Origin of the sequence: Tepidibacter hydrothermalis (assembly GCF_029542625.1) — a bacterium.
Taxonomy (GTDB): domain Bacteria; phylum Bacillota; class Clostridia; order Peptostreptococcales; family Peptostreptococcaceae; genus Tepidibacter_A; species Tepidibacter_A hydrothermalis.
This window is the reverse complement of the sequence record NZ_CP120733.1, coordinates 2,858,084-2,884,595: the sequence shown is the minus strand read 5'-3', so window position 1 is coordinate 2,884,595 and position 26,512 is coordinate 2,858,084. Positions and strand designations below refer to the sequence as shown.

At 27.6% G+C, this 26,512-nt stretch carries 25 protein-coding genes; 17 read left to right on the top strand and 8 right to left on the bottom strand.

The window, feature by feature from the left end:
• Positions 1-570 carry a hypothetical protein gene (locus P4S50_RS13645; RefSeq protein WP_277731350.1) on the bottom strand — a complete coding sequence of 190 codons (570 nt, stop codon included), beginning with the start codon at positions 568-570 and terminating at the stop codon, positions 1-3.
• A gap of 516 nt (positions 571-1,086) precedes the next feature.
• On the opposite strand from P4S50_RS13645, the gene P4S50_RS13640 reads away from it, so the two are divergent.
• The 5 genes from P4S50_RS13640 to trhA all read left to right on the top strand — a co-directional run bounded on the left by P4S50_RS13640 (position 1,087) and on the right by trhA (position 6,062).
• Positions 1,087-2,826 (top strand): ABC-F family ATP-binding cassette domain-containing protein, encoded by a 1,740-nt coding sequence (locus P4S50_RS13640; RefSeq protein WP_277731349.1) that lies wholly within the window; start codon positions 1,087-1,089, stop codon positions 2,824-2,826.
• A 387-nt stretch (positions 2,827-3,213) separates the two neighbouring features.
• The gene (locus P4S50_RS13635; protein ID WP_277731348.1) at positions 3,214-3,753 is read left to right on the top strand and encodes a hypothetical protein; all 540 of its coding nucleotides are present in this window, start codon (positions 3,214-3,216) and stop codon (positions 3,751-3,753) included.
• Between the two features lie 118 nt (positions 3,754-3,871).
• A complete protein-coding gene (locus P4S50_RS13630; protein ID WP_277731347.1) occupies positions 3,872-4,066 on the top strand; it encodes a hypothetical protein in 195 nt (64 codons plus the stop codon).
• Positions 4,067-4,249: 183 nt separating this feature from the next.
• Entirely contained in the window at positions 4,250-5,182 is a 933-nt protein-coding gene (locus P4S50_RS13625) for a magnesium transporter CorA family protein (RefSeq protein WP_277731346.1), read from the top strand.
• A gap of 211 nt (positions 5,183-5,393) precedes the next feature.
• Complete coding sequence (gene trhA, locus P4S50_RS13620) at positions 5,394-6,062, top strand: PAQR family membrane homeostasis protein TrhA (protein ID WP_277731345.1); 669 nt, start codon at positions 5,394-5,396, stop codon at positions 6,060-6,062.
• A 31-nt stretch (positions 6,063-6,093) separates the two neighbouring features.
• Here trhA and P4S50_RS13615 read toward each other — a convergent pair whose 3' ends face one another.
• From P4S50_RS13615 to P4S50_RS13585, 7 genes are all read right to left on the bottom strand, one after another.
• Positions 6,094-6,840 carry an SDR family oxidoreductase gene (locus tag P4S50_RS13615; protein WP_277731344.1) on the bottom strand — a complete coding sequence of 249 codons (747 nt, stop codon included), beginning with the start codon at positions 6,838-6,840 and terminating at the stop codon, positions 6,094-6,096.
• Positions 6,841-7,011: 171 nt separating this feature from the next.
• The gene (locus tag P4S50_RS13610) at positions 7,012-7,221 is read right to left on the bottom strand and encodes a DUF1657 domain-containing protein (RefSeq protein WP_277731343.1); all 210 of its coding nucleotides are present in this window, start codon (positions 7,219-7,221) and stop codon (positions 7,012-7,014) included.
• Positions 7,222-7,322: 101 nt separating this feature from the next.
• The gene (gene spoVAE / locus P4S50_RS13605) at positions 7,323-7,676 is read right to left on the bottom strand and encodes a stage V sporulation protein AE (protein WP_277731342.1); all 354 of its coding nucleotides are present in this window, start codon (positions 7,674-7,676) and stop codon (positions 7,323-7,325) included.
• Between the two features lie 15 nt (positions 7,677-7,691).
• Positions 7,692-8,696: a stage V sporulation protein AD gene (spoVAD, locus tag P4S50_RS13600; protein WP_277731341.1), complete on the bottom strand. Its 1,005-nt coding sequence runs from the start codon at positions 8,694-8,696 to the stop codon at positions 7,692-7,694.
• Complete coding sequence (gene spoVAC / locus P4S50_RS13595) at positions 8,697-9,176, bottom strand: stage V sporulation protein AC (RefSeq protein WP_277731340.1); 480 nt, start codon at positions 9,174-9,176, stop codon at positions 8,697-8,699.
• 14 nt (positions 9,177-9,190) lie between these two features.
• Positions 9,191-10,051 (bottom strand): DUF421 domain-containing protein, encoded by an 861-nt coding sequence (locus P4S50_RS13590; protein WP_277731339.1) that lies wholly within the window; start codon positions 10,049-10,051, stop codon positions 9,191-9,193.
• Positions 10,052-10,063: 12 nt separating this feature from the next.
• Positions 10,064-10,270, bottom strand: coding sequence for a DUF1657 domain-containing protein (locus P4S50_RS13585; RefSeq protein WP_277731338.1), 207 nt, complete (start codon positions 10,268-10,270; stop codon positions 10,064-10,066).
• Positions 10,271-10,453: 183 nt separating this feature from the next.
• Here P4S50_RS13585 and P4S50_RS13580 point away from each other — a divergent pair, with 183 nt between their 5' ends.
• The 12 genes from P4S50_RS13580 to P4S50_RS13525 all read left to right on the top strand — a co-directional run bounded on the left by P4S50_RS13580 (position 10,454) and on the right by P4S50_RS13525 (position 26,491).
• On the top strand, positions 10,454-11,140 hold the full coding sequence (locus P4S50_RS13580; RefSeq protein ID WP_277731337.1) for a DUF421 domain-containing protein: 687 nt from the start codon (positions 10,454-10,456) through the stop codon (positions 11,138-11,140).
• A 182-nt stretch (positions 11,141-11,322) separates the two neighbouring features.
• Positions 11,323-11,748: a CBS domain-containing protein gene (locus tag P4S50_RS13575; protein WP_277731336.1), complete on the top strand. Its 426-nt coding sequence runs from the start codon at positions 11,323-11,325 to the stop codon at positions 11,746-11,748.
• Between the two features lie 126 nt (positions 11,749-11,874).
• Positions 11,875-13,614: a flavin monoamine oxidase family protein gene (locus P4S50_RS13570; RefSeq protein WP_277731335.1), complete on the top strand. Its 1,740-nt coding sequence runs from the start codon at positions 11,875-11,877 to the stop codon at positions 13,612-13,614.
• 275 nt (positions 13,615-13,889) lie between these two features.
• Entirely contained in the window at positions 13,890-16,313 is a 2,424-nt protein-coding gene (locus P4S50_RS13565; protein ID WP_277731334.1) for an ABC transporter substrate binding protein, read from the top strand.
• A 176-nt stretch (positions 16,314-16,489) separates the two neighbouring features.
• Positions 16,490-17,044, top strand: a complete 555-nt coding sequence (locus P4S50_RS13560) for a TetR/AcrR family transcriptional regulator (RefSeq protein WP_277731333.1) — start codon at positions 16,490-16,492, stop codon at positions 17,042-17,044.
• A 116-nt stretch (positions 17,045-17,160) separates the two neighbouring features.
• Entirely contained in the window at positions 17,161-18,246 is a 1,086-nt protein-coding gene (locus P4S50_RS13555; protein ID WP_277731332.1) for an efflux RND transporter periplasmic adaptor subunit, read from the top strand.
• A gap of 13 nt (positions 18,247-18,259) precedes the next feature.
• Entirely contained in the window at positions 18,260-21,331 is a 3,072-nt protein-coding gene (locus P4S50_RS13550) for an efflux RND transporter permease subunit (RefSeq protein ID WP_277731331.1), read from the top strand.
• Between the two features lie 52 nt (positions 21,332-21,383).
• Positions 21,384-22,493 carry a TolC family protein gene (locus tag P4S50_RS13545; protein ID WP_277731330.1) on the top strand — a complete coding sequence of 370 codons (1,110 nt, stop codon included), beginning with the start codon at positions 21,384-21,386 and terminating at the stop codon, positions 22,491-22,493.
• Between the two features lie 185 nt (positions 22,494-22,678).
• Positions 22,679-23,506: a class I SAM-dependent methyltransferase gene (locus P4S50_RS13540; RefSeq protein ID WP_277731329.1), complete on the top strand. Its 828-nt coding sequence runs from the start codon at positions 22,679-22,681 to the stop codon at positions 23,504-23,506.
• A 398-nt stretch (positions 23,507-23,904) separates the two neighbouring features.
• Entirely contained in the window at positions 23,905-24,438 is a 534-nt protein-coding gene (locus tag P4S50_RS13535; protein ID WP_277731328.1) for a phosphatase PAP2 family protein, read from the top strand.
• A 97-nt stretch (positions 24,439-24,535) separates the two neighbouring features.
• Positions 24,536-26,032, top strand: coding sequence for a DUF5050 domain-containing protein (locus tag P4S50_RS13530; RefSeq protein WP_277731327.1), 1,497 nt, complete (start codon positions 24,536-24,538; stop codon positions 26,030-26,032).
• Positions 26,033-26,044: 12 nt separating this feature from the next.
• The gene (locus tag P4S50_RS13525) at positions 26,045-26,491 is read left to right on the top strand and encodes a DUF5673 domain-containing protein (RefSeq protein WP_277731326.1); all 447 of its coding nucleotides are present in this window, start codon (positions 26,045-26,047) and stop codon (positions 26,489-26,491) included.
• Positions 26,492-26,512: the final 21 nt, after the last annotated feature.

The window sequence follows — 26,512 nt, the reverse complement described above, 5'->3', positions numbered from 1 at the left end:
TTAATCTAGTATAGTTATAAGAGCTATTATAAGGAATACACTACAAGCTATATTAGTTATAGCGGATAATAAAAAATGATCTACTTTTTTATCAGATAATACTTGTTTTAAGTTTTTAATTATCTGATTATATAAAAACTTATCTTTTTTTAAATTGATATGAACATTTGCTGTACTAGCAACTGGATGAAAACTAATTTTAATTTTAGAATCTAATGATGGTAAGAGAATTTCTCCTCTTTTTTCTTCATATTCTACATTTTCTTTTTCTAAGGCTTCAGAAAGTGATTCATACAATAAATCTTCATTTATGTTATAGATTGTAATAGATCCAAATGATTTTTTAAATATAAAAATCAAGAAAATTATAAATGCACAATTCACCAAAGAATAAGGACTTAAAAAGTCATATATAAAAGGATTTATTAACATAGGTAGATAACATAAAGTTATAAACAATGTGAAAATATATCCTTTTATAACAATAGGTTTTTTTCTTAATATTAAAATTCCTAAAGATAAACAAAATATAGATAATAAAGCTAAAATTATCTTTGAACATATAAGCATAAAGGACCTCCTAAAAATATTTATTTGTTATAATTTTACAATTGATTCACTGTTAAATTATAACAAACAATAAATGAGATTGGAATTGAATTAAAGTAATAAACTTGATTTAAAGTATCATTTAAGAATATGAAGAAAAATACAACTAATAAGATATTTACAAAAGTAGGGGGGGACATATTGGTAATACTATACTAATGAATAAAATAGCATCGGATGTTGCTATTGAAGTGCAGCAGGAGTTAAAGCAATTCTTGCAGTTATAACTTTATTTTGTGGAGTCTTATAAGATCTCTAACTTCTGTTTGTTCATCTATTAGAATTGACTTATGTCATGAAAGGTTTTAATATGAAATGATTGAAATTAGTCGTAAAAAGTGTTATGATATCAACGGTAAACTTAAAAAAGAATGTCATTACTACATAATAATCGATTGCAAAATTGCGATTGAATATTATATATTAAAGAGCTTATTTTTATAAGCTCTTTTCAATTGATAAAAGAGAGGTAATAATATGATAAAAGTTGACAACTTGTCTTACTCATTTCCGCAAAAAGATCTATATAATAAGATTTCATTTACATTAGAAGAGGGTCAACACTGCGCTTTTATAGGAACAAGTGGTAGTGGAAAAAGTACATTGATAGATATAATTATGGATCCAGAAAGATATATGTTCGATGGTAAGTTAGAGATAGACCCAAATTGTAGAATTGGGTATGTAAGTCAGTTTTCACAACTAGACAAAACAAAAGAAACTACAGTTTTCGAATATATAGGGGAAGAATTTATTAAGCTACAAAATGAAATGACATCTATTTGTACTGAAATGGAAACATCTTCGGATATTGATACTTTACTAGAAAAGTACCAACAATCTTTAGATGCATTTGATGCAATTGGTGGGGATGATTTCGAAAGCAACATTAATAAGAAACTAAATCTTGCAAACCTAATCAAGCATAAAGATCTAATGATATCTGAACTTAGTGGTGGGGAATTTAAACTTATTCAAGTGATTAAGGAAATGCTTAATAGTCCAGACTTAATGATTATGGATGAACCAGATGTATTTTTAGACTTTGAAAACCTTAATTCTCTTAAAAATTTAATTAATTCTCATAAAAAAACAATGTTAATTATTACACACAACAGATATCTGTTGAATCATTGTTTTAACAAAATTATACACCTTGAGAATATGGAGCTCCAAGAGTTTGATGGAAGATATATTGATTATAACTTCTCATTACTTCAAACTAAAATTGAGTTACAAGAACTTGCTATTGCTGATAATGAAGAAATTGAGAGAAATGAGATCTTAATCAATAAGTTAAGAACTATCGCAACTAATAATGCGGATGCTTCTAACGGGAAAGCCTTAAAAGCTAGAGTTAAGATTCAAGAAAGATTAGAAAACCGTAGAATTAAAGAACCATTTGTAGATATTAAACAACCGGATATCAGTTTAGCTACTGACAATAAAATTGAAGAAACCATTGCTTTAAAAGTTAAGGATTATAGTGTTACCTTTGATGAGATGCTTTTAGAAAATATTAACTTTGAGATTAAATCTACTGATAAAGTAGCTCTTATTGGCTCAAACGGTACTGGGAAAACGACTTTATTGAGAGAAATATTTAAAAATAATAGTGATTCCATTGAAATAAATTATGACGTTGAAGTGGCTTATTTATCTCAGCTTCAAGGAGAAATATTAAATGAGTCTAATACAATACTTGAAGAGTTCTTCGATGCAGGATTTAAAACTTACAGAGAGATTAGATCATATATTTCAAACTATGGTTTTGACGAAGAAGTTATTGATCAAAAGATAGAATGTTTATCTGGTGGAGAAAAGAATATACTTCAATTGGCTAAAGTTTCTGCTAGTAAAGCAAACATGTTGCTTCTTGATGAACCGACAAGTCATTTAGACACCTATTCACAAATAGCACTTGAAAAAGCCATAGAAAACTATAACGGTGCGATTTTAATGATTTCTCATGATTACTATTCTATAATAAACTGCATGGATTATGTTTTAATCATTGAAGACAAGACAATTAGAAAAATGAGTATGCGAAAATTTAGAAAGATGATTTATGCTAGTCATTTTGATAAAGACTATTTAGAAATTGAACAAAAGAAAAAATCAGTTGAAACGAAAATAGCATTGGCTTTAAAAAATACTGATTTTGAGCGTGCAAAAATCTTATCTGAAGAGTTAGAAGCGCTGATTAAGTTACTTTAAATCGTGTATTCTTTACAACAATAAATTATAATCCCCTTAAAGTTGACAGATTAAATAACAAAATCTGAATAACTACTAGGGGATTTTTTAATGTTCAAAAGACCGTCATTAAAATGTGTTATTCTTGAAACTCATTCTGTCCTTATTTCTACAGTTTGTTCATCTAGCATACCTTTCTCATTTTCTGTCAATTTCACGATTTTCTTTTTGGAGTGAGAGCATCTATTGTACAAGTATATGAGTGAAGAAAGATATTTCATTGAATTTATATGGATAAAATTGTAAAATGATTAAGAGAGCTAATGATAGAAGATGAATATACTAAAATCAGCTTTTCAGATAAGTACTTAAATAATAAAAAAAATAGTTTGATTTTAGGAGGAAAATATGGAAGCGATTTTTGATAGAATTATAGTATTAGTTTTAATAGGTTTCGGAGGAGTACTTCTGAGCAGAAAAAAGCTTATGGTAAGTAGGTTGATTGAGCAAACTTTTATAGCGTTTATAATTTTAGGTTATAGCAGTATAAATTATATTAAAGAAGACTATCCAATACGTATTATTATAATGATTATTGTTATAGTATCATGCGTGTGCTTAACAAAACGTAGATATACTATATATAATGTGTATATTAAAGATATACTGTTTTTAATAAATGATATTTTGAGCAAAATAGATATTAGATATGTAAATAAAGATAATGATATAATATTAGAAAATGCAAAGATTAAATTAAAAGAATCTATAGGATGTGTAGAAATTAATTTTAGTGAAATAAAAGATAAGCAATTATATTCTAAAATAAAAAATGAAATAAAATCAAGATTAAATACAATTGACAAAAAAATATTTCCTTTTGCAGGAATGATCTATAGTATATTAGGAATAGTAGTTACATTATCTATTTACTGTGTAAGTAAATGAAGAGTGTATTAGTCATTAGCTTCTATAAATTTTAGTAACAATTTATTTTTATAATTAATATAAATGTATAGTAAAGATCAAGATTATAAAAGTAATAAATTTAGGAGAAGCTGATATTATGAGATTTTTAAAGATAATGAAATATATACTAGGTATATGGATAATATTTAGGGGGATATATGAGATTGTAATAAATTATCCATCTATAGATCATTGGAAAAATCTAGCTGTTATACTTGTAGTGTTATATTTAATTGAACCTATAGTTGATAAAAAAAATGAAGAGTATAAAAAAATTAATCATATCAAATAGAAAGAAGCTACCTCATTTTGAAATGGTAGCTTTTTTGTTTGTATAAATAGAAAAATAAAACGGTATATATTTATCATTACTAATAGTTATCTTTATATCTATTATAAAGTACATTATATTGGTTAATGCTAAATAAAAGTAAGATATGATGTGCTTTAAATTAAATGTAAGGGAGATATAACTATGATTAGAGTATATAAAACTATTGATGAAAAGTTAGTAAAACTAGAGAATATAGAAACAGACACTTGGGTTAATTTGATAAATCCTACTCAAGAAGAGATAAATAAAGTATGTAATATGTTTAATATAGAGTGTGATCATATAAAAGCTGCACTTGATGAAGAAGAACGATCAAGAATTGAAACTGAGGAAAATTACACTGTTATTTTAGTAGATTTACCTATAATAGAACAGGAAAAAGACTCTGAGTTTTATGCAACAATTCCTTTAGGCGTGATTTTATCAAAAGAATATATAGTTACTATTTGTATAAGAGAAACGTCTATATTAAATGATTTTTTAACAGGAAAAATAAAAGGTTTCTCTACATTTAAAAAGACTAGATTTATTCTTCAAGTACTTTATAAAAATGCAACTTTATATCTGCAATGCTTAAGACATATTGATAGAAAAAGTAATCAAATAGAAAAAGAGCTCCATAAATCTACTGAAAATAAAAAAATATTTCAATTACTATCTCTTGAAAAAAGTTTGGTATATTTTACAACTTCTTTAAGAGCAAATGAAATAGTACTTGAAAAAATGTTAAGGCTTGAAAATATTAAACAATATGCTGAAGATAAAGAATTACTTCAAGATGTTATTATAGAAAATAAACAGGCTATTGAAATGGCAAATATATATAGTAATATTTTAAGTAGTATGATAAATGCATTTTCATCAATTATTTCAAATAATTTAAATATAGTTATGAAATTTTTAACTTCTGTTACAATTGTAATGTCTATTCCTACTATTGTAGCAAGTTTTTATGGTATGAATGTAAATATACCTTTATCTCAAAATCCTCATGCTTTTAGTATAGTACTATTTATATCTTTTTTTATTTCGGTTATAACAGCTGTTATAATGGCAAAGAAAAAAATGTTTTAGACTACCATTGAAGTACCAGTCTTGGATGAGAATGATTATGATAGGAGCAAACTTAAATACAATATATAAGAATAGTAAATAAGCTTTTCTTTTTTACATATTCACTAATATTCTACTGTATATTTGATATAATAGAATTATAGGTAGAATATTATTATAAGTAGTAGTTATTAAAATATATCGGATGAAAAGAGATATAAGGAGGGATTATATGAAATCTATAGACGGAAATATTAAATTAAAACCAAAGTACACAATAAAAGAAGAGATTGCAAATAGTATAACTCATGGTATTGGAGCTTTGTTTAGTATTGTTACACTGACAATTCTTTTAGTTTACTCTATTTCAGAAAAGAATACTATATCTATTGTTGCTTTTAGTATATACGGTTTTGGGTCAATTTCCTTGTATATAGCATCAACATTGTACCATAGTTTTCAACAAGAAAAACTAAAAAAAATATTTAGGTTATTTGATCATTCTTCTATATACTTATGTATAGCGGGAACTTGTACACCTGTGATTTTACTTTCTATGACAGGATATTGGAGAATAGGTCTTTTGAGTGCTATTTGGACGATTGCATTATTAGGAATTACATTTAAAGTTCTTACTTTTAATAATTTTGAAAAATATAAGGTGTTTTCACTATCTCTTTATATATTTATGGGATGGTTAATGGTAATTGCTATAAAACCTATGATTAAAGTGGTTCCTGTTGAATTTTTTATGTGGCTTCTAGCTGGAGGATTAGTTTATACTGTTGGTACTATTTTTTATGCTATAAAAAAGATACCTTATAATCATGCTATATGGCATCTCTTTGTATTAGCTGGTAGTGTTATACACTTTTTTGGTATTTTCTTATATCTGAGATAAAGCTAAACTTAATTCAGATGGAAATTTTATTTTAATCTATATAAATCATTTTTTTTGTCATTCCACCATCTATAATTATATTTTCACCATTTATAAAATCATTTTTTTCATCTGTTAGAAATAAACATGTTCTAGCTATGTCTTCAGGTTTACCAACTCTTGATGATGGATGTTGTTTATGATCTTTATTTGTTAATTCACTATAATTGTTATTTTGAATCCAACCAGGACTTATACAGTTAACAGTAATATTCTCCTGACTTAAAGAAATCGCAAGAGCATGGGTTAATGATACTATACCTCCTTTAGAAGCAGCATAAGCCTCAGAATTTGGCTCAGACATAATATGTCTTGTAGAAGCAATATTTACTATTCTTCCATAATGAGTATTTTTATTATATTTTGCAAATTCCTGAGATGTAATAAATGCACTTCTTAAATTGACGTTTATAATATTATCCCATTCATCTATAGTTAATTCATATAATGATTTGAATTTACTTATTCCAGCATTATTAATAATAATATGGATTTTTTTGTATTTGTCTATAATAAATTTGAACATATCAATTATTTCTTGAGATTTACTTAAATCTATTTTATAAAAATATGCATCAAAGCCTAAATTTTTATATTCTTTTTCTAAAATAATACCGTTCTTTTGATCAATATCTGCTAATATAACAGTTGCTCCTTTTTTGCAGTATTCTTTTGCTATTATTTTCCCTATACCATTTGCTGACCCTGTTATTAAAACTACTTTATCTGAATAAAACATTATTTCCCTCCTGATTAAAGTGTATTATAATATATTTTTTAAAACAAATACACTTTAATTGTACATATGTATTATTTGAATGTGAAGTATGCACTTTATTGTTATATAGTATACTTTAGTATACTATATAACAATAAAACCACACTTCAAAATCGAAATGTGGTTTTAGTTCTACTGTTCTTGTCTATATTGAGGTTCTTCATTTTGTACAAATTCAACTCTGCCTTGAACTTGCTGAGCCATATCTTCAGCACTTTGAGATAGTTGATTAAACATTTGTTTTGCATTCTGATCATCAGTATCAAGTGCAAAAGTTTTAAACTGTGATGCTAAACCTTTGGCACCTGCTAACGCTTGCTCTAATTTATTTATTGTACTCATTAAAAGCCCTCCTTTATTATTGCTTCATTAAATATTGTTTCCTTTTTGAAAAAATATATGTTAATAATAAAAAAGTTAATTATAGAATGTTTATCCATTCATTAACCTTTAGGCTTAAATATCAATGACGCCATAAATCCAAAGATTATTGCACAGGAAATCCCTGCACTAGTAACTTCAAAAATTCCTGTTAGCACACCAATTATACCAGTTCGCTTTGCTTCTGCTAAAGCGCCTTTAACTAAGGCATTTCCAAAACTAGTTATTGGAACAGAAGCTCCTGCACCTGCAAATTCTATTAGAGGCTCATACAATCCAAATCCTCCAAGGATTGCTCCTATTACAACTAATGTGCTTGTTGTATGGGCAGGAGTAAGTTTAAATACATCAATCATAATTTGTCCAATAACACATATTGATCCACCTACTAAAAATGCCCAAATGAACTTTTCCAATATTTAAACCTCCTTTTAAGTCATTTCTATGGATACTGCATGAGCTATACAAGGTATACTTTCTTTTTGTTGATATGAAATAGGGGATAGTAAAGCACCTGTTGCCACAACTAATATTCTTTTTAATTCTCCTCTTTTCATACGATTAAGAAAATGTCCATAAGTTACAGTAGCAGAACACCCGCATCCACTACCACCTGCCATAACAGGTTGATCTTTTTTATATATCATTATTCCGCAATCTGTGAATATTTCACGCGGAATTTTTAATCCGTGTTTAATTAATAAATCGCCTGCAATTGTGTGCCCTAATTTTCCAAGGTCTCCAGTAGCAATAACATCATAATATGATGGATCAATATTTAAATCTCTAAAATGAGCTTGAATAGTATCAACTGCTGCAGGTGCCATGGCAGCTCCCATATTAAATGGATCAGAAAGCCCCATATCTACTACTTTCCCAATAGTCGCTGATGTAACACGTGGTCCTTCACCTTTATCTGATAACAGACCTGTTCCTGCTCCGGTTACAGTCCATTGAGCAGTTGGAGGTTTTTGAGAACCATATTCTGTTGGGTATCTAAATTGTTTTTCAGCGGATGCATTATGACTAGATGCACCTGCTAAAACATATTTTGCAGCTTTACTATCTATTAACAAGCTGCCAAGAGCTAATCCCTGCATAGCACTAGAGCAAGCACCGAATATACCTAAAAAGGGTGCTCCAAGAGTGCGAGCAGCGAAGGAACTTGAAATAATCTGATTCATCAAATCTCCACTTAGAAAAAATTGAATATCTTCTTTTTTCAGTCCAGCTTTTTGAATTGTTTTTTCACAAGCTTGTTCTAATAGTTTTTTTTCTGCTTTTTCATAACTGTCTTGTCCTAGCCATATATTGTCATGAAGAATATCAAAATCATCAGCTAAATTCCCCTGTGCTTCAAAAGGACCTCCAACAGCAGCAGATGAAATTATAACAGGTTTTGAATCAAATACCCATGATTGATGTCCTTTTAGCATTTACATCCCACCTAACCATTTAATAGTAATTTTAATAAGAGCAATCACAAATGCTGAAAAAACTCCATACACAATTACTGAACCTGATAATTTAAACATATTTCCGCCTACTCCTAGAACATATCCTTCACTGCGATGTTCAATAGCAGCAGAGGCCATAGTATTAGCAAATCCTGTAATTGGAATAATAGTACCACCACCAGCCCATTGGGCAATATGGTCATATACACCAAATCCAGTAAGTAAAATTGCAATAATAATTAAAACTGCTGTTGCTGGATCTCCTGCTGTTTTTTCAGTAAAATCAAAATAGTTAATAAACACCCATTGTAGTCCTTGTCCTATAGTACAAATAAATCCACCAACAACAAATGCTCTGCAACAATTGCGAAGAACTTTTCGCTTTGGTTCCCTAGCTTTCGCAAAATCTTGATATTCTTGTTGAATAGGAGTTAATTTTTTCTTTTTTTTATTAGACATTTAATCATCACCTTCTAATGTAATAAATAAGGTTCAAGTTTTTTTACTATACTTTGAAGTTTTTGTGCATCATTTGAATACATATCTTTTGCTTTGGGGTTTTCTGTTTCTAATGCAAAACTAAGAAGATCAGCTTGAGTTTTTTCAAGATTAGCATAAATCAGTTCTTTCACTTGGGGTCTAGGAATTTGTATAGAATCTTGAAAAAGATCTACATATAAATCTCCAGAAGAATCTACCTGACCAATAAAAACATTATCTAAAGATACTCCTAGACTTTCTAATTGGATATTTAACCATCCTCGATTTAAGCCTCTATTAGTTAGAGCTTCATCGATTATATTTCCATCTAAGATTACTGTTTGAGATTCCGTCTGTGGAGATACTTGTTTTCCTAAATCATGTGATGTAATAGGTTTTTTGTCTGATTTTAATAGCAGATTGATTTCACCTGTTGATTCCATTAGAGCAAATTCAACATCCATCAAATTAAACACATTTTTAGATCGTAATTCTCTTAATAGCTCTTCTCCTGTAAATCTTACTTGACTTAAATTTTCTTCCATAACTTTTCCGTCTTTTATTAAAATTGTTTCTTTTCCATATACCCAATCATGAATTAACTTGCTTGATAAACATAAATAATCTAGTCCTATACTAAATAAAACCCAAATTCCTAAAGCAATAAATCCAAATGCTAAATTCTTAATTATATTTGTGGAAATTAAAGCAATTATAATTGAAATGACAGTATAACTAACAAAATTAAACGATGTCATTCTAGCTAATTGTCTTTTTCCCATAATTCTAATAAATAGTAAAGTTAAAAAAAATAAACCTGCTGATCTTATTAATATTTCAATCCAAGTTTTCATATTTTACCTCACTTAATAACCCTTATATTGTGGTTCTTCAAATTCTAGAATTTTTATCCTCTCTTCCAAGTCATTAATTATTTCATTAGTTATATCCAATGCTTCTTTATATGTTTCTTTTGTCTCTTCATCTTGAGTTTGTATTGAATATAATCTTAAAGTACTTTGAGTACCTTTTAAACTAGCTAAAGTTTGTTTTACTTTAGCACCAACAGACATTATTATCATCCTCTCTAGTGTATAATTTACTTTATATCTATTTTTTGCAATTATTCATTATTCATTCATAATACAAATTTTTAACACTTTGTAATAATTTCCACATTGCACTTCCTAAAAAATGAATACATTAAATTTTATCAGTACATAATACAAAATAGAGTTGAGGTGAAATGGTTGAGTATGTCATATATATCTAATTTAACAATTGAATTAATTATTGGTTTTTTTGCATTACTTATAATCACTAAAGTTTTAGGTAAAACTCAAATAAATCAAATTACTCCCTTTGAATTTATATCTTCATTAGTATTAGGAGAGCTAGTAGGTAATGCTGTTTATGATAAAGATATTAATACATTTTATATTTTATATGCAGTTTGCTTATGGGCTTTGTTGTTATACATAATTGAAATGTTAACAGAAAAATTTAAAGGAACAAGAAGCTTTTTCGAAGGGAAACCATCTATTTTAATTAGAAATGGTCAAATTGATTTTAATGAATTAAAAAAAGAAAAAATAGACATAAATGAATTACAAAGTTTATTAAGATCAAAAGATGTATTTTCTATTCGAGAAATTCAATATGCTATTTTAGAAAGTAACGGCTCAATTAGTGTTCTAAAAAAATCAAAATATGATAATCCTACAAATGAAGATTTGAATTTACCGGAAAAACCTGTATACTTGCCTATTAGCATTATACTAGATGGAGAAGTTTTATGGGATAATATTCAAGCTTGTGGATTTGATGAAAAATGGCTTAAAAAACAACTGCATACTAATAAAATAAGCAAAATAAAAGAGATTTTTTATGCTGAATGGAAGAAAGATGAAGGGCTACATATAATAAAAAAGTCTTCTGTTTAAAGATTTTCAATGTAGACTTTTTTGAAACTCATAACGAAAATTATACTTATCCATAATTAGAAGATGATTATAATTTTCTATTCGTTATAAAAAAATTTTATGAGAATTTTTTAAACTTCATAAATAAAACTTCTTAAAAAAAGAAAAACTAGTATTGACTCAAAAAATAGGAGGTTTTAATTTTGAAAGTAAGAGATATAATGACAAGTGACGTATCATATGTAACAGTAAATGCAGATATAACAAAAGTAGCAGAGATTATGAGATCTTTAGACGTTGGAGTAGTTCCTGTTTGTGATGAAAATAAAAATGCTGTTGGAGTAATAACAGACAGAGATATAGTTTTAAGAAGTGTTAGTGATAATAATATTAAACAACATGCAGGAAATATAATGAGTAGAGATATTATAAGTATAAATTCTGATACAGATGCTCATGAAGCGGCTGCATTAATGGCTGAGAATCAAATAAGAAGATTACCAGTAGTTGAAAATAACAAGATTGTTGGAATTCTTTCTCTAGGTGATTTAGCAAATGTAAATATACATGTTAATGAAGCCGGAGATGCGTTAAGTTCAATTTCAAAACCAGGACATCAAATGAAATAAAAACTGTGAAAATAAAAAAGAGAGCATTTGCTCTCTTTTTTAGTAGACGAATTTTTTACTCATCTTATAAAAATTAAATTAATATACTTAACTATATCAATGTGATTTTTAAGGAGTTGAAGTATTATGAGAGTAAAGTCTGTACCTACACAGCCTGATAACCCTACAGATTTACAAAGACACGAATTGCTTCGATATGGATTGAAAAATGTTAATCGTTTAGAGGATTTTAACAATGTTATAGAATTATTAAGCCCGCCGTCGAATATTACAAGTATAGCATCATCAGGAAGATTTAAAGGAGTTAAAGTAGGCATAATAGGTGGAGGGTTAGCTGGTTTATCATCAGCATTTGAACTTAGAAAACTTGGATTTGACACTACTATATTTGAAGCTTCAGAAAATCGTATAGGAGGAAGAGTTTATACTTATTATTTTGATGAAGATAAAAAACTTTATGGAGAGCTTGGGGCTATGCGTATTCCTGTAAGTCATGAAACTACTTGGCATTATATAAATCTTTTTAACTTAAATACCAGACCTTTTGTTCAAACTAATAAAAATGCTTTTTTATATGTAAGAGATATAAGAGTTAGAAATGATCCTAAAGGAAAGAATGTAATGGAAAGTATTTATCCTGAATTTAAGTTAAAGCCATGGGAAAGAAATACTCCGTGGCAAGAGCTTATAGAATATGGGCTGGGTACTCCTTTAGCTAGTATCAATCCTAAACTAAGAAGAGAAATTTTACAAGTTAAGCCTAAATACAGCTATCCTATTCAGTATTGGACATATTATAATACTCGTCAAGTTTTTGAAATAATGAAATTAAGTCAAGGTGCTTTAAATCTTTTAGGAAGTATTTCTCCTTTTATAGGATCCTTTTATTACAACAGCTATTCTGAAATATTACAAGAAGAGTATCCCGTAGATTTTACATTTTTATATGAAATTATTGGTGGAATGGTTAATCTTCCTCTAGCTTTTTACAAATCTTTAATATCTGAAAACCCCGATGAATATAAAAATATATCAAATAATGATTTAGGAAAAGTTATTTGGAATGCTGGTAAGTTGGTTACAGCAATTAATAAATCTGAAAAAGGAGATAAGGTTGTATTAAAATATAAAGATAAGAGTTCAACAGAAAACCTACAAGAGACATTTGACTATGTTATTTGTGCTATACCATTTTCAAGTCTTAGAAACGTTAATATTGATCCCTTTTTTAGCACTAGAAAAATGCAATCAATAAAAGAAGTCAATTATACAAATGCTCAAAGGACCCTATTTCTTTGCAATAAACGTTTTTGGGAAGAACAAGGAATTATAGGAGGAGGTTCATACACCGATTTACCTATTACAAGTATTTGGTATCCTTCTGATCATGCAAAATGTATTCCTGATGACAATAGAATAGTCTGTTTTGGTGAATCTCCTTTTGATAACTGGGGACCTAGAATAAATTGTTCACCTAATGATCCAGGAGTTTTTTTAGCATCATATAATTTTTCTTTAGATGCAGTGAGGTTAGGAAATTTAAGTGATAAACTACATTTTAAAGAAGTAAAAGAGCAAGTAGAAGCTGTTCATGGTCTTAAAAAAGAATATCTTGATTCAGTAATAAAGGATTACGAAACCATACAATGGAATGAAGAAGAAGGGTTCTATGGAGCCTTTGCTTATTTTTATCCAGAACAGAAAAGAATTTTTTCGTATGCTATGGTAAAGCCAGAATATAATAATACAGTATTTTTTGCAGGTGAACATACATCTACCAAACATGCTTGGCAGCAAGGAGCTTTAAACAGTGGAATGAAGGCAGCAAATTCTTTAGCAAGATACTGTAAAATACATAAAGGTTAAAATACAAATAATACGTTAAATGGATTGTTCTGTTAATAATAGAACAGTCTTTTTTATTATATACAAATATTTAAGCATGAATTGATGGAAATTATTGAGTAATTGTAGAAATATGAAGGATTATATATAAAAACGTAGAATAATGTTAGTGTGAGATTAAAATATAAAATTTATTATTTTTTTATTATAACGAATAGGAAATTATATTCCTCTTTATAAGATTTTTTTAATAAGAACTTTTTTATAATTATTCACTAAAATTAGGAGGTGAAAATATGAAAAAATACATAAAGGTTATGAAAATATTAATATTATTTTTGATGTTTTTTTTAATGACGTCATTTATATATTCTGAACATAAAAATAGAATATTACTTATAAATTCATATAATTCAAGCTTTCCAACTTTTGTAGAGCAAATTGAAGGAATAAAAACAATTCTCAAAGAAGAAGAATATAGTATAGATATTGAGTTCATGGATAGTAAAAGATTTTTTGTTGATGAAAATATAGATAATTTTTATAAATCTTTGGAGTATAAGATTTATAATCAAAAAAAATATGATGCTGTGATTGCATCTGATGATAATGCTTATAATTTTGTTGTAGATCATCAGAATAAGCTTTTTAAAAATATACCAATAGTATTTTTAGGTGTTAATAACATTGAAAATGCTTTAAAATCAAATAACAATCAATATATTACTGGAGTTGTTGAAAAAACTTCAATGAAAGAAACTATTGAAGCAGCTCTATTAATAAACAAAAATGCAAATAAAGTTATTGCATTATCAGATTCAACTCCTAGTGGGCAAAGTGACTTAGATTGTTTTTATAAAATAGGTAAGGAATTTAGAAATTTAGAATTTAGTGATATTTCTCTTTCACAATATTCTATCGAAGAATTCACAGAAAAGCTTAAAGATATAAAAAAGGATGATATAGTAATATTATTATCTGTTTTTTATAAATCAGCAAATGATGAAAAAGCATCTTTTGATGAAGGATTAAAGTTAGTATTAGAAAATACTCAGTTTCCAGTTTATCATCTTTGGTATCATGGAATGGGAAAAGGACTTATTGGAGGAAAAATAATAAGTCATTATGAACAAGGAAAAACAGCAGCCAATCTTGTGAAAGACATTCTAGAAGGAAAAGATATTAAAAATATACCTGTTATAACAGAAAGTCCTAATAAATTTATTTTTGATAATAATGTTTTAGAAAAATATAGGATTGATTTAAATTCTTTACCAAAAGATAGTATTTTAATTAATAAAAAGCCTACTTTTTATGAAAAGTATAAATTACTAGTATGGATTATGATCGGAATTTTTATTATATTGATTTCTCTAATTGTTTTATTAATCATGAATATTGAAAAAAGAAAAGTTCAAGAGAAGAAAATAAAGAAGCTTGCATATTATGACATATTAACTGGACTGCCTAATAGAACATATTTAAATGAAAAACTAAAAAATGAATTAGAGATATCAAAAACTTCTGGGATGGAAGGTGTAGTTTTCTTTATTGATGTTGATAATTTCAAGATATTAAATGATACTTTTGGACATGGATTTGGAGATGAAATTTTAATAGACATTGGAAAAAGATTTAGAGAATTAATTGGAAATGATAAATTTATAGCTAGATTAGGTGGGGATGAATTTATTATTCTTTTAAAGGATATAAATGACAGAACATTAATAGATAATATAGTTAATGAGATTATAGGAAGTTTTGAAAAGCCATTTTATATTGAAGAAAAAGAATTTTATGTAACTATAAGTATAGGAGTAACACTTTATCCAAAAGATGGAGATAATTTAGATGAACTATTAAAAAATGCTGATACTGCAATGTATAAAGCAAAAGATTCAGGTAGAGCTAGATATGTATACTTTGAAAAAAATATGAATGAAAAATCTTTCGAAAAAATGCAAATGCAGAACAAACTAAGGAATGCAATAGAAAAGGATGAACTTGTACTGTATTATCAACCTAAAGTGGATCTGAAAAATAATAAAATTATAGAGTATGAAGCTCTAATCCGATGGGTTAGTCCGGATTATGGATTTGTTTCTCCGGATAGATTTATTGGTATAGCTGAAGAAAGTGGATTAATATCTAAGCTTGGGGCATGGGTATTTGAAAAAGCATGTGAGTTTAGTAAAAAGATAAATAAAAATTCAGAAAATGATATAATTGTATCTGTAAATGTATCAGTAGTAGAGTTGATGAATGTAAATTACATATCTGCTATAAAAAAAATTCTTGAAAAAATTGAAGTTAATCCAAATTTAATTGGAATTGAAATAACTGAAACTGCTTTAATGGAATCTTTTGAAACAAATGAAGCAATTTTGAATGAATTGATTGAGCTTGGAATACAAGTATCGTTAGATGACTTTGGAACTGGGTATTCATCACTTAATTATTTAAAAAAAATACCTACTAATATATTAAAAATTGACAAGTCTTTTGTTGATGATATAAAAAATGATGAAATAGATGAGACAATAATAAAAGCTATAATTGAAATAGCTCATAAACTTAATTTAGAAGTTGTAGCTGAAGGTGTAGAAACAGAAGAACAAAAAAATAAGCTTAAAGAATATAAGTGTGATCAAATACAAGGGTATTTGGTAAGTAAGCCGCTACCTGAAGAGGATATAATTAAAGGTGATTTTTCTATTTAATAAGGGATTGAATAAATGTATAAGAAAAAATAAACTGTAGATACCTTTAACAACAAGGTATCTACAGTTTATTATATAGTATGATATTTAATTTTTCTTAAACAAATTGACAATTAAAATATATTATATTATCATATAACTGTACTGACTGGACGGTTATTGAGGAGATGGTTTTTATGCATGATGAAAATATCGATGTAAGAGAAGTTATTTTAAACGCAGCAGCTGATGTTATTTTTGACGAAGGGGTTAATCGCTTTACCATTGAGAAAGTAGCAAAAAAAGCTGGAATAAGTAAGGGTGGATTATTATATCACTTTTCTACTAAAAAAATATTAATAAAAGAAATGATTAAAAAATTCCTAGATGATATACAAGGTGAAATTTCAAATAATATAGAAGATAATGGTGATCTACAGGTTCAAAAATTCTTATTAGCAACTATAACTAGTAGTGGAATCAACTGTATAAAGATGCATGAAAATGGAGCAGGACTTCTTGCAGCAGTTGCAACAGATAAGGAATTAATAGAACCAGTAAGAGAAAGATTCAGAGAATGGAATGAAAAAATACAAAAGAGTGATAATCCTGTAGTAGCAAATATAATACTACTTGCACTACATGGAATTGAATTTTCTAAAATTCTTGGGTTAAATTATATTGATTCTGAAATGGAGAAAAAAATAGAAAAAGAGTTATGTGAGATGACAAAACAAATAAAAGATAAATAATTTTTTTTACAGGATAACTGACCGTCTAGACGGTTTTAGAGTTATATTTTTTTAAGTTAAACTGACCGTCTGGACGGTTTTAAATATAATACATAAAGTAAGGGGGCAAATAATTTATGAAAAAATATATAATGGTTTTGATGATTGTAGGATTGATATTTTCTACAACAGCGTGCTCAAAAAAGGATACAAATACTGTAGAAGAAAGAGCAAGAGCTGTAAAGGTACTTAAAGTTGAAGAAAGTAAAAATCCAGTTACTATGCAGTACATAGGAACACTAAATTCTAAAGATATGATAGGTTATAGTTTTAAAACTAATGGAAAAATTTCAAGAATATACGTTGAAAAGGGGGATAAAGTTAGTCCTGGAGATAAACTAGCAGAAGTAGATTTACAAGATTTAAATTTTCAAATTTCAGCAGCTAAAGCAAATTTAGATACAACAAATATGAACATAAGAAAAGCAGAAGAATCATTGAAGTATACTAAAGATTCTCATAACAAAATGAACCAGTTATATACTGAAGGAGTTATATCTAAAGACGAGTTTGATAAAGTTGAACTTAAGTTAAATGTGGATGAAGCAAACTACAATCAAACTAAGTCTCAATACGAGGCTGCAAAGGTAGATTATGATTACAAATTAAGCTTATTAGACAATGCAGTTATTTATGCAGAACAAGCTGGAACTGTAGCACAAGTAAGATATCAAGAAAATGAAAGAGTAGGACCAAGTGTACCAGTAGTTGTAGTTAGAGGTGGTGAACAAATTATAAACATAGGTATAGCTCAAAAAGACCTTAACAATATTAGAATTGGATCTAAAGCAGTTATAGATGTAGATGGAGTAAAGGCAGATGGAGTTGTAACTAATATAGCAGAGGCTCCAGATACATCTACTAGAACATATAATGCAGAAATTGAAGTAAAAGATAAACAATTTAGACTGGGATCGATTGCAAAAGTAGGTATTAACATTGGAGAACAAAAAGGAGTGTGGGTTCCAATAGATATAATATTCTCAAATGGAGAAGATTATGTTTATACAATAAAAGATAATAGAGCTTTTAAAAGAACTGTTACATTAACAGATATGTCTGATGATAAGGTACTAGTTAAGGGAATTAAAATAGGAGAATTTGTTGCTACAAGTGGTATGAAAAACTTAAATGATGGATCTAAGGTTAATATTGTAAAGTAAAGGGGGGAGATTTATGTATAAATTAATTAATGCATTAATTAAGGAAAGAAGAGTAACTCTATTTTTGGCTTTAGTAATTTCTATTTTAGGAATATATAGCTACTATGTTATACCTAGACAGGAAAGTCCAGATGTATCTGCCCCTATAGCAATGATTATTACACCGTATCCAGGAGCTTCACCTAATGATGTTAAGGATTTAGTTACAAGTAAAATTGAAGATGAACTAGTAGAGCTTGATGGGTATGATGAATGTAGTGGAACTTCTAAAGAAGGACTATCTATAGTAATGGTTAAGTTTAAAAATAATGTAGATACTGATAAAGCTATGCAGGATGTAAGAAATGCAGTATCAGATGTACAATCAAAGTTACCAAGTGGAGTTATGCAAAGTCAAGTTAATACAGATTTTTTAGAAACAGCTGGTATTATTATAAGTCTTTCAGGAGATAACTACAGCTATGAACAATTAGCATCTTTTGGAGATTTGTTTAAGGATAAATTAATTGATATTGACGGGATATCTAAATTTAGCATTGAAGGAGAAGTAGATAAGGAAGTAAAGGTAGATGTAGATATTGCCAAATTAAATCAATTAGGATTATCTATGGCTGATATAAGTCAAATTTTACAATCACAAAATATAGAGATCCCATCGGGGAATATTGATTATGGAAATTCAAAAGTAACGGTTAAGACACCAGGAATTTATACTTCAATTGATGATATTAAAAATATAATTATAGGTATTTCACCTGAAACAGGTGTAGTAACAAAGCTTTCAGATGTTGGTAATGTATATATGGATGTTGAAGAAGGTGTAGAAAAATATAAACAGAATGGAAAAAATGCGGTATTATTGACAGGTTATTTTCAGGATAGTAAGAACGTAGTCATCATAGGAAAAGATGTAAGAAAAGCTATAGAGGAGGTTAAGAATAATCTCCCAGAAGATCTTATTGTTGAAGAAGTAGTCTATCAACCTGATGATGTTAGTAAATCAACAAATGATTTTATGCTAAATTTAGTAGAAGGTATTGTACTAGTTGTAATTGTTGTATTTTTAGGTATGGGTATGCGTAATGCTATAGTAGTTTCAGCTGCTATTCCTATATCTATACTAATTACCTTTGGAGTAATGAAGTTAACAGGAATAAAAATACATCAAATGTCTCTTACAGCACTAATTATTGCACTAGGGGTACTTGTAGATAATGCTATAGTTATAAGTGATACTATACAAGTCAAGATAGATGAAGGAGAAGAAGTGATAACTGCAGCGTATAATGGAACTACAATGTCATCTATGCCAATATTTGTAGCAACACTTACAACTATTGCAGCATTTTCTCCTTTAATAGGTCTTCCAGGTGCAGCGGGAGAATTTTTAGGAGCAATACCTCAAGTTCTTATTATATCAATTATAGCAGCATATATTGTAGCTATGTTTATAACACCAGCTATGGCTGCAACTTTCTTTAGAAAAAGTAAGGTTAAAAAAGAAAAAAAAGGAATACTTAGAAATTTCTTTGATAGTACATTGAAAATGGGCTTAAAAAATAAGAAAGTAACGGTAATTTCTGCATTTGTAGCATTTATTATTGTTATAAAGGTGTTAATGCCTTTACTACCTTCAGAATTTTTTCCAAACACAGATAAAAATCTATTTTATATAGATATTACTTCTGAGGTATCAGGAAATATGGATGCTACAGAAAAGCTTACAGATGATGTTACAAAACTTTTAGCAAAAGAACCAGAAATTAAAAGTACTACTGTTGCAGTTGGAAATGGACTTCCTAAATTTTATATAACTATGAGTCCTGCTAAACCATCTACTGATTATGGACAAATGGTTTGTAAATTTGATTTAGGTAATAAAGAAAAAAGAAGGTTTAAGAATAACGAAGAGTTTATAAACCATATTCAAAAGCTTCTTGATGAAAATATACCAAATGGTAAAACTACAGCAAAACTGTTAGCTAATGCATCTCCATCAGAAGCAAAGGTAATAGTAAGAGTTTCTGGAAAAAATCTAGATCGTGTACTTGAGGTTTCTAATCAATTGAAAGGTGAGATTTCAAAAATCCCTGGAACAGTAAATGTTAGACATGACTTTAAAGATAGAACCTTCCAGTTTGAAATAAAAGTTGATAGAGAAAAGGCAAGTAATTTAGGAATTAGTGGATATGATGTTCAAATGCAAATTAATACAGCTCTTTATGGTAAGAATGCTTCCATTTATAGAAAAGATGGAAATGAATATAATATTAAATTAAAAAGTAATATTGATAATGTAGCTATGTTAGAAAATTTAGCAATAAAATCTTCGATAACTGGAAATAAAATATATTTAAAACAGTTTGCTACAATAGAATATGGAACAAAGTTTGATGGAATTAATACTTTTAACAGAGAACAAACAATAAAAGTAATGGCTAATGAATTACCTGGTTATAGCCCTGTTGAAATAGAAAATATTATTGAAAATGAGATTCTTCCGAAGCTAGACATTGATGGAACAAAAATTAGCTTTGCAGGAGAAAGAGAAGATATAAATGAGAATTTTAGTGTAGTAGGAATTCTAGCTGTTTTCTGTATTTTTATAATATATATAATTCTATTGATACAATTTAATTCTTTTATGCAACCTTTAGTGATATTAGCTACGGTACCTCTTTCTTTAATTGGAGCGATAATAGGATTACTTATGTTCAAGAGTCCACTATCACTAACAGCATTTTTAGGGATTATAGCTTTGATTGGACTTGTTGTTAAAAATGGTATACTTCTTATTGAATATATAAACGATGCAAGAAAGGCTGGATACACTATTGATGAAGCTTGTGTAGATGCAGTTGATAAGAGGTTTAACTCAATAATTCTTAGCGCATCAACTACAGTTATGGGACTTGTGCCACTAGCTATTTCAGGAAGTGCTTTGTTTGGACCAATGGCTATATCTCTTATGTTTGGATTAACAGTGTCAACATTTTTAACTATGGTAGTTATACCAGTTATATATAGTTTAGTTGAAACTTATTTAGAAAAGAGAAAATTAAAAATTGCTCAAAAAACAATCTAAGAGATTTAATAACTAATATTGGACAAATACAAAAAAGAAAAGAGGTTAATTAATGAAGAAGCTTGGTATATTAACATTAATTACGACAATACTTATGAGTTCAACATTTGTGTATGCTGATGATATTCCTATGTCAAATATAAAACAACTTTCATTAGATTTAGCAATAACTGAAGCAATAAAAAATTCTAATGATATTAAAACTAGTGACTTAGATATTGAAATAAAAGAAATAGAACTTGATCAGGCAAAGCGTAATGAAAAAAAATATAAGGATTTAGATTATTCACTTGGAACTATAGAAGGATTTCAATTAGATTCAAATATGCTATCTAAAAAAGCTAAATATGCGCTTGAAGAAGAAAAAATTAAAAAAGACTATAAAATAGAGAATTTAAAATACAATGTTACTAAATATTATTATCTTACTCTTCAAGCAAGAGATTATTTAAATGTAGCAAATAGTAACTTAGAAAATATTAAAAGAAATAGAGATGAAGCAAAGAAAAAATTTAATTTAGGAATGACATCTAAATCGGATGTTATAATGGCAGAGATATCTTTAGATGAAGCAAAATCAAGTGTTGAAAAAGCCAAGCTTAATTTTGAAAAAGCTTTAAGGGCACTTAATATTACTTTAAATTATCCACTTGATACAAGATTTAAGTTTACTTCAAATTTTAGTGAACAAAGTTTTAATACTGATTTAAATAAAGATTTAGAAAAAGCATATGAGGTGAGATTTGATATTGTTCAGCTAAATCATAATTATGATCTTGTAAAGTTAGATTTTGAAACAAATTCAATAAAGTATCCTTCTAACACATATAACTATAAATATAAGGAAAGAGCAGTATCAAAAGTAGGAAATATTCTCAACGATGCTAAAAGAGGAGTAGAATTTGATATTAGGTCTAAATATGATGCAATATATAATGCTAAGAAACAAATAGATTTGTCTAAATCCAATGTTGAAAGAGCACAAGAGGCACTAAGACTTAGAGAACTTGCTTATAATTCAGGAATGGGAACATTGTTGGAGGTAAAACAAGCTACAACTCAATTGTACACAGCTAAGGTAGATGTTTCGAGAGCATTATCAAATTATAATTTATCTATACTTGAATATGATAAAGCTGTAAACATAGGAACAATTAAATAGTAAATCCTTAGTAACTATATTTTAAAATAATGCCTACCAGAAACTTTGATAGGCATTATTTTTTTACAAATTATAGACGATGTATAGATTCAAATACATATTAAGAAAAATTTGACAATAATAAGAAATAGATATATACTTTAATAGAAATGATTATCAATATCATTAAGGGGTGGTGATTGAATATGTGCAGTATAGAAAAGAAAAAAGTTGAATTAGGAAAGTTACAAGAAACTATGGTATTGCCTTTATGGGGGAGGTTTCTTGAGAGTAAAAAAAGTGACCCTTTAGTATATGATCCAAAAGCTATTGAAATTATAAATAATATGGATTATGATTTTTCTAAAATAGAAAATAAACTTACAGAATATGAGGCTTTAGCTTGGGCTGTTAGATCAAAAATTATGGATTTAGCTATAGAGAATTTTATAAAAAAACATCCAAAAGCTGTAATTGTAAATATAGGAGCGGGATTAGATACTAGCTTTGAACGAGTTGATAATGGAAAAATAACATGGTATGATCTTGATCTTCCAGATGCAATAGAATTTAGAAAAAATTTTATAGATGAAACTGATAGCAGAGTTTATATATCAAAATCTGTATTTGATTATACTTGGTTTGAGGATATTAAAACTATAGATGATAATATACTTTTTATTGCTTCTGGAGTGTTAATGTTTTTTGAGGAAGAAGAATTAAAACAGCTATTTTCTAAGATGGCATCTAAATTTCCTAATGGAGAAATTTTCTTTGATACTTTATCTGACGAGGGATTAAAGTATGCAAACGATATGATGCTTAAAGCTGGAATGCAAGAAAGCATGATACAATGGGGAATTAATTCTGCAAGTGAGATTACAAAATGGAATAACAAAATAGAGGTTGTAGATGAATTTTCATATTATGAGCGTATTCCTAGAAAAAAAGAATGGAGTGATAGTGTAGTTGAGATTATGAATATGTGTGATGAAATGAAGTCGGCTAGTTTTTATCATTTGAAATTTAAATAGATTTAAGAAAAAATTACTCAGTTTTTTAGTTAAATTGTGATAAAGAGGCGTTAATTTTAAGTAATTAATTTAAAATAAAGAAGAGCTTATAAGCTCTTCTTTATTAATGTCAAATTCATAGTTTAGCAGCTGGGTTTTCTTTATAACTAATTTTTTCAGCTTAATTATAACCCTAAATACTTATTATGTAGCTACATTGTACTGGTAGAAGAGCAATTATTCAATAGTAACGGATATAAGTTTTAAGTTATGCATTTGTATTATTAATCAATATAATACTTTAGTTTTGGGCACATGAACGTATGTATTATTAGTAAGTTAATTTTGTATTAACTATAATAACAAAATAGTATATAATCTTAATATGAAAAAATAGTTATAGAAAAAGGTGGAGAAGAATGCTTGAGACAATACAAAATATCGATTTAGAAATATTAAACTTTATTCAAGAAGTTGTAAGTAATACAGTTTTAGACAAACTAATGATTTTTATGACTATGTTAGGTAATAAAGGTATAATATGGATTGTAATTTCATTACTTTTACTAATTAATAAAAAGACTAGAAGAGTTGGGATTATGGCAATGTCAGCACTGATTCTAACAGCGGTTTTAGGAGAAGGGTTGATTAAACCTTTATTAAAACGTGCGAGGCCGTTTATAGATCATCCAAGTTTTAATTTAATTATAAAACCTCCTTCCTCATATTCGTTTCCTTCAGGTCATACTGCATCATCATTCGCAGTAGCTGGTGTTTTAATAAGAGAATTAAAAAAATATGGAATAGTGTTTTTGGTATTAGCTACACTAATAGCTTTTTCAAGATTATATTTATTTGTTCATTATCCATCTGATATTGTTGCAGGAATTATAATGGGGTTAATGTGCGCTTGGATTACTAATAAGGTATTTAATAGAAAAGAAAAATTTTAAGAAGAGTAGAGATACTCTTCTTTTTTAGATTAATTTAAAAGGTATAAAAAGTAAGATGGCGAATTGTATAATGTTGGAAATGAAAGAGGTGATGTATATGTCAAAAAAACTTATTATAATGGTCAGTATTTTATTTATACTGTGTCCTATTTATTCTTTTGCTCAGGATGTATCGGTATCTTTACCTAGATATAGTGTTGTATTAAATGATATTAAAGTGGATAATGCTCATTCAAAGTATCCTCTTGTAGTGTATAAAGGAATTACATATTTTCCTATGACATTTTATCAGTGTAGATTTATGGGGATTGAGAGTAAGTGGACCGATGGTGAAGGTCTTGAAATAAATAAGAGTGGAGTTATAGGGGAATATAGACCAAACTTAATTAATGGTAAAAATAATAGAAGCTATAAGGCTAATATTGCTGATTTTAATATAAAAGTTAATGGAAAAATTATAGATAATTCAAAAGAAAAATATCCATTAATTGTGCTAAATAATGTAACTTATTTTCCTATGACATGGAAGTTTGTAGTTGATGAATTTGGTTGGGATTATAAATTTGATTCTAAGAAAGGCTTATATATAAAGTCACGTAAATTAGAAGTTAAGAAATGGGATTTACCGTATGAGGATATATATGGTAATATTTGTATGTATAATGGATACTATTATTATGTTGTAAATATTAAAAATAAGAAATATGTATATAGTGCAAAAGTAGATAATACTAAAAAAGCATCTAAGCTATGTGAGTTAAAAGGTGATCTTATTGTTGGGGGTTCTTTTTTTAAACAGGATGGAGAAGTTTGTTTTAAATATCATTCAGGTATAGTGTCAATGGGATGTGACTATACATACAAGATAAAAAAAGATAATACAGTAGAATTTGTTACGAGTGGGTATTTTAAAAATATAAAATACAAAGATCGTATAATATGTTATGACTATGGACCATTAGCTTCAGATGGAAACTTATATTATGAAGAAGAAGACTATAAAAGAGAATACATAGGAAATAAAGAGTATATGTATAGATATCATAAAATTATAGGTGATAATATGTATGTAACTGCATATAAACCAGGTAATAAAAATGATGAGAATAAAATATATAAGATAAATATGAATACTAATGAAATGGAACAGTTAAGCTACGTTGAAGCTCATGAATTTTACATAGTTGATGACAAAATTTATTTTAAATCAGATAAAGATAAAAAGATTTACTCTATGGGTTTAAATGGCGAAAACCAAAATGTAGTTATAGATGGGGATGTAGGTTGGTTTAAGATTGATAATGATACAATATATTATATATCAGATAAAACAGAGGAAATATTTTATAAGAAAGTAGGAGAAAAGTCTAAATTACTTATGAAAAAACAGAAGGTAGTTGAAATAGATTTAAGAAGCGATTATATAATATGCACATTACGAGATAAAGAAGATTATGGGATTGTAGTGTTTGATAAAAATCAAAATGTAGTATTTAAGACTTCTGATAAAGTAGAGTCTTATTGGAGTGATGAAGATTACATTATATACAATACGTATGATACTAATAATAATTATATTGTAAGGTTGAAATAAAGGTGGGACAACATGTTCAATAGAAAAATTGTAATTTTTATAATTGTATTGATTTCTTTAATAAAGAAGATACAAAATATACAAGATAGACAGGTATTACTCAGATTGAAAGATAAATCTATTTCTACTATACTTCATACATTAGTTAGTTTACCATTGTTAGTATATTCATTAGTAGAACTTACATTTGGTGATTTTAATGAAGGTATGAGTACTTTGAATACATGTATTATGGGAATAACTCTTGCACTAGGAGGTAATAGTAGATACTGTATATGTGGAGATGGTGTTATATTAGATGATACATTATATAAATGGAATGATATTAAGTCGTGGAGATTTAAAGATAGCCTGATGAATGAAGTGTTGATTGAGCTTGATGATAAAGATATTGAGTTTGTTGTTGATGAAGAATACAATGAGGATATAGAAAAATTATTAAATAAATATATAGCTTAATCAAATTTAAATATATATTGA